This is a genomic window from Hephaestia mangrovi (genome assembly GCF_019880555.1).
GTDB lineage: Bacteria > Pseudomonadota > Alphaproteobacteria > Sphingomonadales > Sphingomonadaceae > Sphingomonas > Sphingomonas mangrovi.
Map to the genome: position 1 here is coordinate 841,842 of NZ_JAINVU010000001.1, position 15,469 is coordinate 857,310.

12 protein-coding genes are annotated in these 15,469 nt (G+C 62.8%); 7 read left to right on the forward strand and 5 right to left on the reverse strand.

The genetic code is table 11. The annotated features are described in order from the left end of the window. The first annotated feature begins 70 nt into the window (after positions 1-70). The 3 genes from K7G81_RS04020 (at position 71) to K7G81_RS04030 (ending at position 4,653) form a co-directional block, all read left to right on the forward strand. Positions 71-1,330, forward strand: coding sequence for a M24 family metallopeptidase (locus K7G81_RS04020; RefSeq protein ID WP_223029423.1), 1,260 nt, complete (start codon positions 71-73; stop codon positions 1,328-1,330). A 51-nt stretch (positions 1,331-1,381) separates the two neighbouring features. Beyond that, positions 1,382-4,045, forward strand: a complete 2,664-nt coding sequence (alaS, locus tag K7G81_RS04025; RefSeq protein WP_223029424.1) for an alanine--tRNA ligase — start codon at positions 1,382-1,384, stop codon at positions 4,043-4,045. A gap of 74 nt (positions 4,046-4,119) precedes the next feature. Beyond that, positions 4,120-4,653, forward strand: coding sequence for a superoxide dismutase family protein (locus K7G81_RS04030; RefSeq protein ID WP_223029425.1), 534 nt, complete (start codon positions 4,120-4,122; stop codon positions 4,651-4,653). A gap of 25 nt (positions 4,654-4,678) precedes the next feature. Here the strand turns inward: K7G81_RS04030 and K7G81_RS04035 are convergent, their stop codons facing one another. Together K7G81_RS04035 and K7G81_RS04040 are read right to left on the reverse strand one after the other, a co-directional pair. After that, a complete protein-coding gene (locus K7G81_RS04035) occupies positions 4,679-5,986 on the reverse strand; it encodes an exopolysaccharide biosynthesis polyprenyl glycosylphosphotransferase (RefSeq protein ID WP_223029426.1) in 1,308 nt (435 codons plus the stop codon). A gap of 397 nt (positions 5,987-6,383) precedes the next feature. Continuing rightward, positions 6,384-7,130 (reverse strand): 3'(2'),5'-bisphosphate nucleotidase CysQ, encoded by a 747-nt coding sequence (locus tag K7G81_RS04040; protein WP_223029427.1) that lies wholly within the window; start codon positions 7,128-7,130, stop codon positions 6,384-6,386. 235 nt (positions 7,131-7,365) lie between these two features. On the opposite strand from K7G81_RS04040, the gene cysD reads away from it, so the two are divergent. Next, a complete protein-coding gene (gene cysD, locus K7G81_RS04045; protein WP_223029428.1) occupies positions 7,366-8,298 on the forward strand; it encodes a sulfate adenylyltransferase subunit CysD in 933 nt (310 codons plus the stop codon). Further along, positions 8,298-10,211: a sulfate adenylyltransferase subunit CysN gene (gene cysN / locus K7G81_RS04050; RefSeq protein WP_223029429.1), complete on the forward strand. Its 1,914-nt coding sequence runs from the start codon at positions 8,298-8,300 to the stop codon at positions 10,209-10,211. Before cysD ends, cysN begins: the two co-directional genes overlap by 1 nt. 249 nt (positions 10,212-10,460) lie before the next feature. On the opposite strand, the gene K7G81_RS04055 is transcribed toward cysN, so the two are convergent. Further along, entirely contained in the window at positions 10,461-10,679 is a 219-nt protein-coding gene (locus tag K7G81_RS04055; RefSeq protein ID WP_223029430.1) for a hypothetical protein, read from the reverse strand. Between the two features lie 318 nt (positions 10,680-10,997). Here K7G81_RS04055 and K7G81_RS04060 point away from each other — a divergent pair, with 318 nt between their 5' ends. Next, positions 10,998-11,996, forward strand: a complete 999-nt coding sequence (locus K7G81_RS04060; RefSeq protein WP_223029431.1) for a PDZ domain-containing protein — start codon at positions 10,998-11,000, stop codon at positions 11,994-11,996. A 530-nt stretch (positions 11,997-12,526) separates the two neighbouring features. On the opposite strand, the gene K7G81_RS04065 is transcribed toward K7G81_RS04060, so the two are convergent. Next, entirely contained in the window at positions 12,527-13,099 is a 573-nt protein-coding gene (locus K7G81_RS04065) for a DEAD/DEAH box helicase family protein (RefSeq protein ID WP_223029432.1), read from the reverse strand. 13 nt (positions 13,100-13,112) lie between these two features. After that, entirely contained in the window at positions 13,113-13,382 is a 270-nt protein-coding gene (locus tag K7G81_RS04070; RefSeq protein ID WP_223029433.1) for a hypothetical protein, read from the reverse strand. 628 nt (positions 13,383-14,010) lie between these two features. Here K7G81_RS04070 and K7G81_RS04075 point away from each other — a divergent pair. Further along, on the forward strand, positions 14,011-15,330 hold the full coding sequence (locus K7G81_RS04075) for an O-antigen ligase family protein (RefSeq protein WP_223029434.1): 1,320 nt from the start codon (positions 14,011-14,013) through the stop codon (positions 15,328-15,330). The last annotated feature ends 139 nt before the right edge of the window (positions 15,331-15,469 follow it).

Below are 15,469 nucleotides of genomic sequence, written 5' to 3' on the forward strand. Positions count from 1 at the left end.
CTCCCCTGTTAGAAGCGGGCTACCAACGGGAAAGCGGCGCGGCGGTCAAGGCGCGCGAAGGGGGTGCGGCATGAGCGACGGTATCGAGATCGGGCGGCGGGGCGTGCTGGGGGCCGGGGCCTTGCTGTCGCTGGCGAGCGCCGCCGTGGTGCGCGCGGCCGAGCCCGATCTTGCCGGCCTCAGCGATATCACCACCGATGCCAGGCCGATCGGTGCCGCCGAATATGCCGGCCGGCTGGCCCGCGCGCAGGCGCTGATGAAGGCAGCAAGTATCGGCGCGGTGGTGGTCGAGGCGGGCTCGTCGATGGTCTATTTCACCGGCGTCCACTGGTGGCAGAGCGAACGGCTGACCGCCGCGATCCTGCCGGTCGAGGGCACGCCCTGCATCGTCACGCCGTTCTTCGAGGCACCTTCGGTCAAGGAAACGCTCGCAATTCCCGCCGACATCCGCGTTTGGCAGGAAGACCAGAACCCGATGGCGACGATCGCGAGCTTCCTCGAGGACCGCAAGCTCGCCAACCGTCCGATCGGTATCGAGGCCAATGTCCGTTATTTCGCCTTCGACGGCCTAGCCCACGCCTTGCCCGACGCCAAGCTGGTGCCGGCAACCCCCGTCGTCCGCGCCGTCCGTATGATAAAGACACCGGCCGAACTTGCGCTGATGCAGAAAGCAACCGACGTCACGATCGCCGCCTATCGCTGGGTGCAGCCGCGCGTCGAGGCGGGGATGAGCCAGGATCAGGTCTCCGCGCTGATGGACGCCGCGACCCGGAAATTGGGCGGGGCGCCCGAATTCTCGATGGTGTTGATCGGCGAATCCTCGGCCTATCCGCACGGCTCGAAGCACCCGCGCACCATTGCCGATGGCGAGGTGGTGCTGATGGACTGCGGCTGCACCGTGCAAGGCTATCAGTCGGACGTGTCGCGCACCTGGGTTCACGGCACCGCGACCGCGGAGCAGCGCAAAGTGTGGAGCCAAGTCCAGCAGGGCCAGCAGGTCGCGATCCGGGCGGCGCGAGTCGGCACGCCGGCGGGCGAAGTCGATGATGCCGTCCGCACATTCTACCGAAGCCTCGGTTACGGCCCCGGCTACCAGCTCCCCGGTCTGTCGCATCGCACCGGCCATGGCATCGGCCTCGACGGGCACGAGCCGGTCTATCTCGTCCACGGCGAGACGACCAGGCTCGCGCCCGGCATGTGCTTTTCGGACGAGCCCGGAATCTACATCCCCGGCAAGTTCGGCGTCCGGCTGGAAGATTGCTTCCACATGACCGCCGACGGTCCGCGCTTCTTCTCCACGCCGCCGAGGTCGATCGACCAACCTGTTTGACCCCGCACCGATCCGCTTGTGAGTCGCGCAACCCTCGCCTAGATCGCACCCATGACCTCGACCAACGACATCCGCCGATCGTTCCTCGATTACTTCGCCGCCGAAGGCCATGCCAAGGTGCCCTCTGCGCCCTTGGTGCCACAGAACGATCCCACGCTGATGTTCGTCAACGCCGGCATGGTGCCGTTCAAGAACGTGTTCACCGGGCTCGAGACGCGCCCCTATTCGACCGCGACCTCGGCGCAGAAATGCGTGCGCGCCGGCGGCAAGCACAATGATCTCGACAATGTCGGCTATACCGCGCGGCATCACACCTTCTTCGAGATGATGGGCAATTTCTCGTTCGGCGATTACTTCAAGGAACGCGCGATCTCGCTCGCCTGGAAGCTCGTCACCGGCGAATGGGGGATCAGCCCCGACAAGCTGACCGTCACTGTCTATCACACCGATGACGAGGCGTTCGACCTGTGGAAGAAGATCGCCGGCCTGCCCGAAAGCCGCATCATCCGCATCGCCACCAAGGACAATTTCTGGGTGATGGGCGAAAACGGCCCGTGCGGCCCATGCTCGGAAATCTTCTACGATCATGGCGATCATATCCCCGGCGGACCGCCCGGATCGCCGGATGAAGATGGCGACCGCTTCGTCGAGATCTGGAACCTCGTCTTCATGCAGTTCGTGCAGGAAGCCAACGAGATCATCGGCAACCTGCCCAATCCGTCGATCGACACCGGCATGGGGCTGGAACGCGTCGCCGCGGTGATGCAGGGCGTCCATGACAATTACGACATCGACCTGTTCAAGGCGCTGATCGCCGAATCGGGCGAGCTCACTCACACCGCGACGACCGGCGTCAACCAGGCGAGCCACCGCGTCATCGCCGATCACCTGCGCTGCTCGGGCTTCCTGGTGGCGGACGGCGTGCTGCCGGCCAATGAGGGCAGAGGTTATGTGCTCCGCCGTATCATGCGCCGCGCGATGCGCCACGCGCACTTGCTCGGCGCCAAGGATCCGCTGATGCACCGGCTGGTGCCCGCGCTCGTCAAGGAAATGGGCGGGGCGTACCCCGAACTGGTCCGCGCGCAGTCGCTGATCGAGGCGACGCTGCTGCAGGAAGAAACCCGCTTCCGCCAGACGCTCGACAAGGGGCTGAAGCTGCTCGACGAAGCGACCGTCGGCATGACGGCGGGCGACACGCTGCCTGGCGAGACCGCGTTCAAGCTCTACGACACCTACGGTTTCCCGTATGACCTCACCGAGGACGCGCTGCGTGTGCAGAACCTGTCGGTCGATCGCGCCGGCTTCGACGCCGCGATGGCCGAGCAGAAGCGTGCCGCGCGTGCCGCGTGGAAGGGCTCGGGCGACAAGGCCTCAGAAGAACTGTGGTTCGATCTCGCCGAGGAAAAGGGCGGCACCGAATTCATCGGCTATTCGGCCGAGGAAGGCGAGGGCGAGGTGATCGCCATCGTCAAGGATGGTGCGCGTGTCGACAGCGCGACCGCTGGCGATACGGTCGACATCGTCACCAACCAGACGCCCTTCTATGCCGAAAGCGGCGGCCAGATCGGTGACGCGGGCGCGATGACCAACGACAAGCTGCGCGCCTTCGTCGAAGACACGCAGAAGCATGTCGGCCGCGTCTGGTCGCATCGCACGGTGATCGAGGCCGGCGAGGTCAAGGTTGGTGACAGCGTCCGCCTAGACGTCGATCACGAGCGTCGCGGCGCGATCCGCTCGAGCCATTCGGCGACGCATCTGCTCCACGCCGCGCTGCGCGATCGGCTCGGCACCCATGTCGCGCAGAAGGGCAGCCTGGTGGCGCCCGATCGCCTGCGCTTCGATTTCTCGCAGCCGACAGCGATCGAGCCGTCGTCGCTCGCCGATATCGAAGGCGATGTGAATGCCTATATCCGCCAGAACGACACGGTCGAAACGCGGCTGATGACGCCGGACGAGGCGATTCAGGAAGGCGCGATGGCGCTGTTCGGCGAGAAATATGGCGATGAGGTCCGCGTCGTTTCGATGGGCCGGCGCGGCGGCGACAATGCGCCGATCTACAGCCTCGAACTGTGCGGCGGCACGCATGTCGGCGCCACTGGCGATATCGGCCTGTTCAAGGTGGTGAGCGAGGGCGCGGTATCCTCGGGCGTACGGCGCATCGAGGCGCTGACTGGCGAGGCCGCGCGCCGCTGGTTCGCCGATCGTGACGAGAAGCTGCGCGAGACCGCGGCGGTGCTCAAGGCGTCGCCGGACGAGGTGCCGGCGCGCGTTGCCGCGCTGGTCGATGAGCGCAAGCGGCTCGAGCGCGAGCTTGCCGAGGCGAAGAAGGCGCTGGCGCTGGGCGGAGGCCATGCCGAGGCGGCCGGCCCCGAGCAGGTCGGTGGCGCTGGCTTCCTCGCGCAGGTGGTCGAGGGGCTTGATCCCAAGGGGCTGCGTGGCGCGGTCGACGAGATGAAGGCGCGTGTCGGCTCGGGCGTGGCGATGCTGGTCGCGGTCAACGACGGCCGCGCGTCGGTAGCGGTCGGCGTCACCGACGATCTGGCGGGCAAGCGCAACGCCGTCGAGCTGGTCCAGCGTGCGGTGGCCGCGCTCGGCGGCAAGGGCGGCGGCGGCCGGCCCGACATGGCGCAGGGCGGCGGGCCAGATGGCGCCAAGGCCGATGACGCGATAGCGGCGGTCCGGGCTACGTTGGAGGAAGCAGCCGTCGCGGCTTGATCGGCCCGGCTGGCGAATTACAACCTTTCCGACGCCCCGGACGCTCGTTACGATCGCCTATCCACGGAGGTTTCATGCGCCACATCATGACGGCCACGATCACTGCGTTCGCATTGGCGGGATGCGCTGGCGCTGCACATGATGTCGGCAAGCCGCTTGCGACGCCCAGCCGCAGCGCCACGGCGACGCTGCACGATGCGCATGGCGCGGTGGTCGGTCACGCGACGGCGCAGGAAGTGCAGGGCGGGCTGCGCCTGATGCTCGATGTGGATGGCCTTCCGGCCGGCGACCATGGCGCGCACATCCACGCTATCGGCAGGTGCGATCCGCCTGATTTCGCCAGCGCCGGCGGACATTGGAATCCGCTGGGCGCGCAGCACGGGACGCTCAATCCCGCAGGGCCGCACATGGGCGACCTGCCCAACCTGGCCGTGCCGCCGAACGGTCATGCCTCGCTGGCGGTGAACATCCCCGGCGCAGCGCTTGACGGGCTGCTTGATGCCGATGGCTCGGCGATCGTGATCCATGCCGGCCGCGACGACATGATGAGCGATCCTGCGGGAAGCAGCGGCAGCCGGATTGCCTGCGGCGTGTTCGCGGCGGGCTGACGTTGCGAAGCGGCTTTCGCCGCGCTCAATATGCGTTCTTGTGCAGAAGCACGCGGAAGGTCTGGATCAGGATCTGGACGTCCCTCCAGATCGACCAGCGGTCCAGATATTCCAGGTCGGCCTGCAGCCGGTTGGTGAGATCGTCCTCGCGCAGAGTCGCGCCGCGATAGCCGCGTATCTGCGCCAGGCCGGTCAGGCCGGGCTTGGCGGCATGGCGATGCCAGTAGCGGTCGTCGATTTCCCAGAACAGCTTGTCCTCGGCGCGCGAGCCAAGCGCATGCGGGCGCGGGCCGACAATGCTCATGTCGCCCTTCAGCACGTTGATCAGCTGCGGCAGCTCGTCGATGCTGGTCATGCGAATGATCCGGCCGATCCGCGTGATGCGATCGTCGTCGCGGGCGGTCGAGCGGTGACCGTCGCCATCGCACCCGTCGACCCGCATGCTGCGAAACTTGAGCATCTCGAACTTCTCGTTGCCTCGCCCGATCCTGATCTGGCGGAAGAAGACCGGGCCGGCGCTGTCGAGCTTGATCAGGATCGCAGTGCAGACGAGGATCGGCGAAAAGAACAGCAGTGCCGGCAAGCCGATCGCGATATCGAAGCCGCGCTTGACCATGCGGTCGGCGAGGCCCAACGGCCCGGTCGAGACGATCAGGGTAGTGGCCTTGCCCTGGCGCGCGACGCCGAGCGGCGACAGCACGGCGAGTTCGGGCGAGTAGATTTCACTCTGGACGTTGGCGCCCTTGAGCGCATTGGCCCAGCTGAGCCGCCGCGCCGGATCGCAGGCGACGATGACGCGATCGGCGCTGGACAATGCCTTGGCCAGCCGGTCGTACATGTCGGGATCGTGAATGTCGGGGTCGAAGCCGATGTCCTTGGCCAGCACGGTCGCCGAGAATTGCCCCGGCGGTCGCGCGGCGCCGCCATCATGCAACAGCACCACGCTGAACGGATTGCCGCCGATCAGGCCAATCGCGCGCTTGGCGAACAAATAGCGCGCGACCGCCAGTGACGCGAAGCTCAGCACCATGCCGATGCCGATCGTGAGACGCGACAGGCTTCCGCTCGCCTTCAGCGCGAAGGCGATCAGCACGAAGAAGGCGAAGGCGATGACCAGCGCCTTCAATCCGCGCGCCACGCTCGTCATCCGGTCGAGGATGACGTCGGCATCATAGGCATCGGCATTGAAGGCCGAAAAGAGAAACGCCGGAATCAGGACGACCAAGATGGTATCGAGGCGGCTCGACGAATAAGCCGAGCCGTGCAGCGGCGGCGCAATCGCAAAGCAGATTGCGAGGCACAGCAGGTCGATCAGGACGCTGTAGGAAATCAATTTTATGCGCAGCGTCGACTGGCGTTGCGGACGCGCCTTCCGCGCAGGCGACGCATTCGCGGGACTCGCGACTGGGTCGATGTGACCCGTGTGAAGATTCATCGCGAACTCCTGTACCTTATCGACCCGGCCGCGAAGGTGAACCGGACGTTAGGCTTCGATCCGAAGAGCAGCAAGGTTGTTTTGCTCTGCAACATGCTTGCAATCCATTGCATTCGCAATATCGCGAATATCGCATCCCTGCAAAACGAACAGCCAATTTACAATAGTTTGCAAAGGCATGGTCTCGCATTCGTACAGGATGCGCTGTAGCGCCATAACGCCGGTCCGCTATCTGTGCCGCCGTCGGTACGGGCACAGTCTACGATGAAGCAAACACCTCAGATCGCGGATTTCGCTAATGATCGCCGCTGCCGACATCGTGAATCGCGGTAAGCAGCATTTCGGACAGTTCCGGACGGCAGATCAACAGATCGGGCAATGACGGGTTCGTGCAATTGTACAGCAGGGGACTGCCATCGAGCCTCGATGCGTGCAATCCATATGCCCGCGCTACCGCCACTGGCGCACAATTATCCCATTCATATTGGCCGCCGGCATGAAGATAGCAATCAGCATCACCGGCGACGACAGCCATTGTCTTCGCCCCGGCGGAGCCCATCGGCAGTAACAACCCCCCCAACCGGTCGGCTACCGCCTGGGCAATTTCCGGCGCTCTGCTGCGGCTGACTACGATGGTCAGCTGATCGCGCGGCCGCGCCCGCGTGGCGCCTTCATCGCCGGTCGCGAAAACCCGGCCACGAGCGGGCAGAGCGACGGCGCCGCAGACCGGCTGGCCATCGATCGCCAGGCCGACATGCACCGCCCAATCCTCGCGACCCTCGCCATATTCGCGTGTGCCGTCCAGCGGATCGATGATCCAGACGCGCCTTGCCGAGCAGCGAGACAGATCGTCCTTGGCCTCTTCGGAAAGGATGCAGTCGTCCGGCCGGGAATGGCGCAAGCGTTCGATCAGCAAGGCGTTCGCTTCGTGGTCGCCGCGTTTCCCCAGCGCGCGATCGTGTTCGGTGCCTTCCGCGCGTATGGCCAAGAGCAAGTCGCCGGCGGCGGCGGCAAGGTCGGCGGCGAGATCGTCGTCTGTCATCCCAATTTCCTGTCGTGCCGCCGCATCTCAATTTCCTGTCGTATCGCCGCGCTCCTATGCGTTGGCCGCGGTACCGTCCAATACCCAGGTGGGGTAGATAAGATTGGCTTCTTGCTCTGCACCATAATCTTCGTTGATGGATGGGGGCAACGCGTTCAGACCAGAGCATGTTGGCGTTCTGGGCGGTCGGTTCCACGGACGCGCTGTTCCCGTATCGAGCCGCAAGGTTGCGCCTTTGTCAAATCCCCCTTCAACCAAGACCCTTGCTTCCAAGCGTTTGACCCATCTCGATCGGCTTGAGGCCGAGAGCATCCACATCTTGCGGGAGGTGGTTGCGGAGGCGGAGCGGCCGGTGATGCTTTATTCGGTGGGCAAGGATTCGGCGGTGATGCTGCATCTGGCGCGCAAGGCCTTTTATCCGGCGCCGCCGCCGTTTCCGTTGCTGCACGTCGACACGACGTGGAAATTTCAAGCGATGTACGAGCTGCGCGACCGGGCGGCGCGCGAGGCGGGGATGGAGTTGCTGGTTCACCAGAATCCCGAAGCCAAGGCGCTAGGCATCAACCCTTTCGATCACGGCAGCCGTCATACGGACATGTGGAAGACCGAGGGGCTGAAGCAGGCGCTCGACAAATACGGCTTCGATGCGGCGTTCGGTGGAGCGCGGCGCGACGAGGAGAAAGCGCGTGCCAAGGAACGGATTTTCTCGTTCCGCACCGCCAGCCATCGTTGGGATCCGAAGAACCAGCGCCCCGAACTGTGGCGGCTCTACAATGCACGCAAGGCGAAGGGCGAGAGCATTCGCGTCTTCCCGTTGTCGAACTGGACCGAACTCGACATCTGGCAATATATCCAGCTCGAAGGGATCGAGATCGTGCCGCTGTATTTTGCCGCGCCGCGGCCGACGGTGGAGCGTGACGGGCTGATCCTGATGGTCGATGACGATCGCTTCCGGCTCGATCCCGGCGAGGAGCCGGTGATGCGCTCGATCCGGTTTCGCACGCTGGGTTGCTATCCGTTGACCGGCGCGGTCGAGAGCGAGGCGGCAGACCTTTCGGCGGTGATCCAGGAGATGTTGCTCACCACGACCTCCGAGCGACAGGGTCGCGCGATCGATCACGATCAGGCGGCGAGCATGGAGAAGAAGAAGCAGGAGGGGTATTTCTGATGACCTCGGCTGAACCCCGCTATCGCGTCGATGCGCTGATTGCCGAGGATATCGACGCCTATCTGGCGATCCATCAGTCGAAATCGATGCTGCGGTTCATCACCTGCGGCTCGGTGGACGACGGCAAGTCGACGCTGATCGGGCGGCTCTTGTACGATTCGAAGATGATCTTCGAGGATCAGTTGGCGAGCCTCGAGGCGGACAGCAAGCGCAGCGGCAGCCAGGGGCAGGAGATCGATTTTGCGCTGCTCGTCGACGGGCTTGCCGCCGAGCGCGAGCAGGGCATCACGATCGACGTCGCCTATCGCTTCTTCGCGACCGAGAAGCGCAAGTTCATCGTCGCCGACACGCCGGGGCACGAGCAATATACGCGCAACATGGTGACGGGCGCCTCGACCGCCGACCTTGCCGTGATCCTGATCGATGCGCGCAAGGGCGTCTTGACGCAGACGCGGCGGCATTCGTTCCTCGCGCACCTAATCGGCATCCGCCACGTCGTACTGGCGGTCAACAAGATGGATCTGGTCGATTACGATCGAGCGCGGTTCGATGCGATCGTTGCCGATTACCGGGCCTTCGCCAGCGAAATCGGGATCGCCGCGTTCACCGCGATCCCGTTGTCGGGGCTGCGCGGCGACAATATCGCGCAGCGCACCGCGGCGATGCCATGGCATGACGGTCCGACGCTGATCGAGCACCTCGAGACGGTCGAGGTGGAAGCCGAGGCCGATTGCGCCAGGCCCTTCCGGTTGCCGGTGCAATGGGTCAACCGGCCCAACCTCGATTTTCGGGGGTTTGCCGGGATGATTGCCGGCGGCACCGTCAAGCCGGGGGATGCGGTGCGTGTTCTGCCATCGGGGCGGACCACGCAGGTGGCGCGCATCGTGACGATGGACGGTGATCTCGACGAGGGCGTCAGCGGGCAATCGGTGACATTATGCCTGGCTGACGAGGTCGATTGTTCGCGCGGCGACGTGATCGCCACCGCAGACGCGCCGCCGCAGGTCGCCGACCAATTCCAGGCGACGATCGTGTGGATGGCCGAGGATGCGCTGCAACCGGGGCGGGCCTATTGGCTCAAGCTCGGCAGCCAGACGAGCAGCGCGACTGTGCAGCCGCCCAAATATGCGATCGACGTCAATACGATGGCGCAGTTGTCGGCCAAGATGCTCGAGCTCAACGACATCGGCGTCGCCGAGGTCTACACCGATCGCGGTCTGGTGTTCGAGCCCTATGCCGACAATCATGATCTCGGCGGGTTCATCCTGATCGACAAGGCGACCAACGCGACCGTCGCCGCCGGGATGATCGACTTCGCGCTGCGACGCAGCCAGAACGTCCATTGGCAGGCGATCGAGATCAGCCGAGAAGCGCATGCCGCACAGAAGAACCAGCAGCCGAAGCTGTTGTGGTTCACCGGGTTGTCGGGTTCGGGCAAGTCGACCATCGCCAATCTCGTCGAGAAGAAGCTCCACGCGCTGGGCAAGCACAGCTTTCTGCTCGATGGCGACAATATCCGCCACGGTCTTAACAAGGATCTGGGCTTCACCGATACCGACCGGATCGAGAATATCCGCCGCGTCGGCGAGGTAGCGAAGCTGATGACCGACGCCGGGCTGATCGTGCTTACCGCGTTCATCTCGCCATTCCGCGCCGAACGCGAGATGGTGCGCAAGATGTTGCCCGACGGCGAGTTCGTCGAAATATTCGTCGATACGCCATTGGCAGTGGCCGAAGCACGCGACGTGAAGGGCCTCTACAAGAAGGCCCGCGCCGGCAACCTCAAGAATTTCACCGGCATCGATTCGCCTTACGAACCCCCCGCGGCGCCCGCGATCCGCATCGACACCACCGTCACCTCACCCGACGACGCAGCCGAGTCGATCGTCGATTATTTGGCGAGCCACAGCTGACTAAGGGTTGGGGATAGGCCTTCGGCGGGGAACCAACTGCGATCCGCCCCGGAGGCGCGCGGTGACGCTACCGCTGATCCGGCACCTTTTCGCGGACAATGATACGGTGGCGACAACAGGTCGAAGCGATCTTCTCGAATAAACGAAAACAGCATTTCTGGCGGGCGGGATGTCCTCTCGACAAGCCCCAAAAAACAAAAACCCCGCCAGCACCGCTGACGGGGTTTCCGTTTCGATCTGACGATCAAATTAGCCCGGGCTGGACGAGCTCTTGTTGTTGTCGTCGCTGGCGACGACAACGATGCCGGCGATCACGGCCGCAGCGGCAAGACCGCCGACGACATAGGTGCCGGTCGACGAACCGTCCGACTGGTTGCTCTTGCGCTTCAGCGCCGTCGCGGCGCGGACGCCGTTGACCGGAGCCTGCGCGGTGGGAAGGGCAGCCGACGAACGGGTCGTCGCGGCCATTGCCACCGTCGAAGACATGAGGCCAACAGCCGCACCCACGCCCAGAATAACCTTACCAACGTTCATTTCGCGTTCTCCTCGCTGAAAGCCGAATTTTTCAAAGCCATAATCAAATCACACGGAAAGACAACAGCTTTTTGCACTTGCTCAGCCATGGCCTCTCGCCCTGTTTGCTTGCAATTGAATAGCTTGCCTATCCGTCCGTGTCCATAACGCACCGTCCCGGCATGAAGTTGCCGGCGCACCGTTGCATTGAAGTGACACAATGGTTGATTGAGGGGGCGCTGATGGACGGTTACGTCAAAGAGCAAGTAGTCGGTGAAGCGTAGCGGAATCGTGGGAAAAATTAGGCAAATCATCGCCATAGCGATTGCCTTGATGGCTGCGGGACGGCTGTCGGCGACGGCGCCGGACGATCAATCGGCGAGTCTCGAAGGCCTGCGCGCGGCTGACGTGGCGGTCGGTTCCGTGCTCTACCGGCTGGCGGTAGCGAACGACGAATTGTGCCTGAAACGGGCTGCGCTCACCGGATTGGTGCTGCACAGCAGCAATGACTATGCGGATTCGATCCGCGCCGCGGCAATCCGCCATTTCGATTTCGAATCGCCGATCGGCATCGAGGGTGTGATTCCCGGAAGCCCCGCAGCCGTTGCCGGCATTCAGTCCGACGATTCGCTGATTTCGGTTGGCGGTCGTCCGATCAGCGCCAGTACCGATCGCGCCGACGCGCTCGCGATGTTGGATGCGGCCGACCCGCGACAGCCGTTGGCGATAACCGTCAAGCGGCATGGCCAACTACTCTCCGTCACGCTCCGCCCGATCGAAGGATGCGTGGCTCATGTAGAAGTCGACGTCAGCGATGGCCTGAACGCGGGGACCGACGGAGAGACGATCCAGGTCGACTCCGCGCTGGTCAACCTCGTCGGTGGCAACGTCCAGGATCTGGCGGTGATCCTGTCTCATGAACTCTCGCATATCGTGCTCGACCATCCACACCGGTTGACGGCGGCGCACGTCGATCGCGGCTTTTTCCGGATCTTCGGTAAGAGCGGTCGGCTGATCAAGGAAACCGAGAACCAGGCCGATCGCCTGAGCGTCACGCTGATGGCCAACGCCGGCTACGATCCCCAAGAAGCTGTGCACTATTGGCGCACGTTCGGTCCCCGGCTCAACGATGGCGGCGGGTTGGGAAGTGTCCACCTGCCATGGCAGCAACGCGCCGATCTGATTGCCGCTGCAGTCGCGGCGATTCCGGCCGATGCCGCCAAGCCGATCGTGCCGCGATGGATCGAGAGCCGGAAGCAGCCATTGCGCTGATGGGAGGCGGCGGCGAAAGCCGGCCGTGTCGTCTGGTGAGATGCGATGGAGAGCTCGGCTCATTGGTTTGGGCTGCATGCTCGCAAAAATGGGTGATCGGTATCAGCCACGCGAGCCGCGCTTTTGCTGCCGGGCTCCCTCCTTGCTCATCTGCCGCGGCTTACGTGTGCCAGAAGGTTGCGCTGCTTGGCCGTCGCAGCGCACCGTACATTTGAATGAGAATGAACGCTGGCGTGCTGAGAACGGCCCCAGGACTAGCTCGCTCCCGCACATCCCCGCATCTGAAAGCGTTCGTCGTTTCTGTTCGCACAACCGCGCGCGAGTTAGCCGATTATGGCTCTGTATCAAGCGTATGCAAATGGTAGCATCGAGATTTTATCAGAGTTACCAACACGGTCGGAGAAATTTTTACGGAAGTAAGGCATTAAGTTTCGGGCAAAATATTGGAAACCTTCGGAAACATCGAGCTACCAATGACCGTTCAAATATGTCGTGGAATATCAAACGCGTGAGAGGCATTTCTCGAAAGTTTAGACTATAGCGGTCGCAATGGAAGATTTGACGTCCAGGCCGTCATGGAGCGCGTCGGTCGCCGCCCATGTCGCGCAGACATCGAGTTTCATGGCGCTGAAATCGTCGTCGGCGCCGGTGATCCGGCTCATGTGGCGGCCGGTCACGTAGCTGAAGTCCTTGGCCCATTGATTGAAGACCTCCGTTCGCGGCGCAATCACGACCACGCGCTGGACAAACCCGCGCTTGATCATTGTTTCAGCAATCGCACAACTCACCAGAGTTTTGCCCGCGCCGGGCGCGGCGTCGATCAGGAAATGGCGGTCAGTTGCTTTGTCGAGAAACCAGTCGACGGCTTTGTCGTGAGCTTCTGCTTGCCAGGGGCGGAGACGGATCATTTTGTTACCTTTGAGAAGATTGCAGGCCTCGCACAGCGCCTGGCCATTGGCGGTGATGGTCGGCCCACCGGCGCTGAAGGGGCGCCGATGATCGGCGTGGAAGGAGGGGGTGAGGGGAATGCCGCAGGACTGGCTCCGGCCGGCTGCGGCAAAAGCGAGGAGGCGGCGCTGGGCGGCTGAAAACTGACGTCTCATGAAAGCCGGCCCCTCACGCGCTGACGCGATATTCGGTGAGTTGGATATCGCGGACCGGCAGCTCGGTCGGCGTGCCCACATCGATATGCTGGCGCAGGCGCACCAAGACTGCGGCAAAGGTGATGGAGCTTCTCACGACGATGTAGCGCTCGGCTCGAAGGTCGGAGATGATCTTCGTGAGGTCGGGAACGCCGAACAGGAGAAGCGCTTCGACGCGGGTTAGGGGGAAACCCTCCAGGAGATAGTCTCTGGCGGCGCGAACGCCGTGGAATTGAATTGTCATCTATTAGAACTCTTTTTCATGCGCGACATTGCGCACAATAAAAGCTCTAAAAATACGTGTTAATTCAGTATTTTATATCATTTTTCTGGAAATCATTTATAATATACTGCCGGTGTCGTCACTCTGTGCGATAGCTTGGGTTAAATGGTTGTGAACGTTATTTGTCTTCAACCGATATCTTTATTCTCAAGAAGTGCGGTGGCTCGGCCGACGTGCGGCAAAACGTCGGCGAGTATTGTTGCTCAAAGATAGATCCGAGAGAGATAAATGTGCTGCACTTCATTCGACGATCGGCGTCGGTCGCGCGGTGCGGTCTGATTTTATCACGACGAACGGTGGATCTTCCTGCGCCGAATGGAGGGGCGTGCGGCGGCATTCAACTGCAGGATCGGTTGTCTGCCGCGCTGATTGCTCTATGAGGGCTGCGTATTTGATCGAGTTGAGGCTGGGATGACTGTCAAGCGAGCCCGGCGCCTCCGGGGTGTTCCTCCACGGGGCGTTCTGCGTGGCTGATTATAGCTATCGCGGCAGCGGCTCTCGCTCAGGTCATAGGCGGTCGCATCGGCGTCATTCGCGGTCCGGGCGTAGGGCGATCAACCCGCGCATCTGGATTAGCGGGGCATTGCTCGTGGTCGCCATCGTATTCGGTGGGGGCGGTACGCCGTCGCCATCGACCGAGTTGGTTGTGGAATTCGCCGCCTTGGCTGCGCTGGTTGCCTGGGTGTGGCTGGCGCCGCGCGATCGCAGTTATCTATCTCCGCCAGTCGATTGGCCGTTGCTGATCATGGCAGCGATCTTCGCCGCTATTCCCTTGCTGCAGCTCGTTCCGCTTCCGCCGAGCATCTGGCACCATTTGCCGGGACGGGAGGTCGAAGTTCAGGCGCTCGCCTTGGTCGGGCGAGCCGATAGTTGGATGCCGCTATCAGAATCGCCGCCGCGCACGATCGCCTCCGTGCTGTCTTTGATGCCGCCGCTGACGATGCTGTTCATGGTCTCGCGCCTGCGTGGGCGCGATCGTATTACGTTGATCGGGGTAATGGCGCTGCTCGGCCTCGCTGCCGCGACAGTTGGGGTCCTTCAGTTAGCCAGCGGCAATGCTAACTGGCTCCGCTTCTACGAATTCACTCATCATGGATTTGCTACGGGCTTTCAGGCCAACCGCAACGCCGATGCCGACATCCTTTTAATCGCTGTGATCGCCGCTACGGCTTGGGCGGCTTTAGGTGTTCGAAGCGGCTGGTCGCGGCAGGTGCAAGTGCTACTGGTTGCGGCGCTTCTGTTCCTTGTGTTGTCAGTCGTTTTGACCGGTTCGCGCACCGGCGTGGCGCTGATTTCAGTTGCGGTAATCGCGGCCGCCGCGATGCTTCTTCGCAAGTCCATGCTGCGGAGCTGGAAGGTGATTGCTGCGGGGTTGACCGGTTTGGCTGTGATCGGCGCTTCCGCTTATCTTCTGTCGAACAACACGCGGGTTGGGCAAACCCTAGGACGGTTCAGTGACGTTGAGGCGATACGCCCGGAGATTTGGAAAGACACCGTATATGCGATTGGGCAGCATTGGCCTGTAGGGTCAGGAATCGGAACTTTTCAGCCCATTTTTGCGGCGAGCGAGCGGCTTGAGTTTGTCCGGCCCGATTTTTCAAACCGGGCACACAACGATTATCTTGAATTCCTTTTGGAGGCGGGTGTTGTCGCACCGCTGTTCATATTGGTGATCGTCATCTTCACGGGGGTGAGGCTGACTAGAATGCTGATGCAGAAAGCGGCTCGCGACCGCCGAATTGCGGGCATTTTCGTGTTAGGCTCCCTCTTAGTTTTGTTGATGCATTCGTTGGTTGACTATCCGGAGCGGAGTCTGTCTTTGGCTGTGGTGAGTGGGATGTTGGCGGGTTTGCTGGGTCGGGTTGGTATTGAGCGGTCTGGTCGTCGGTCTGAGGGAGTGGTTGGGTGATGGCGGTTGGGCGTGTATTGGTCGCGACCGGGCTGGTGTTGTCGTGTGGGGCGTGCAGCGGGATGCATGCGGCGGAGGATTTGCCGCGTGGGGCGGCGTCTTATGCGGTGATGCCGGCGGCGGATCCGTCGCAGGAGGC

Bases quoted from the DNA above. Each gene is read 5' to 3' on its own strand.
- alaS (WP_223029424.1), top strand. From the start codon at position 1,382: ATGACCTCGACCAACGACATCCGCCGATCGTTCCTCGATTACTTCGCC.
- cysN (WP_223029429.1), top strand. From the start codon at position 8,298: ATGACCTCGGCTGAACCCCGCTATCGCGTCGATGCGCTGATTGCCGAG.
- K7G81_RS04020 (WP_223029423.1), top strand. From the start codon at position 71: ATGAGCGACGGTATCGAGATCGGGCGGCGGGGCGTGCTGGGGGCCGGG.
- K7G81_RS04040 (WP_223029427.1), bottom strand. From the start codon at position 7,130: ATGACAGACGACGATCTCGCCGCCGACCTTGCCGCCGCCGCCGGCGAC.
- K7G81_RS04070 (WP_223029433.1), bottom strand. From the start codon at position 13,382: ATGACAATTCAATTCCACGGCGTTCGCGCCGCCAGAGACTATCTCCTG.
- K7G81_RS04065 (WP_223029432.1), bottom strand. From the start codon at position 13,099: ATGAGACGTCAGTTTTCAGCCGCCCAGCGCCGCCTCCTCGCTTTTGCC.
- K7G81_RS04030 (WP_223029425.1), top strand. From the start codon at position 4,120: ATGCGCCACATCATGACGGCCACGATCACTGCGTTCGCATTGGCGGGA.
- K7G81_RS04055 (WP_223029430.1), bottom strand. From the start codon at position 10,679: ATGGCCGCGACGACCCGTTCGTCGGCTGCCCTTCCCACCGCGCAGGCT.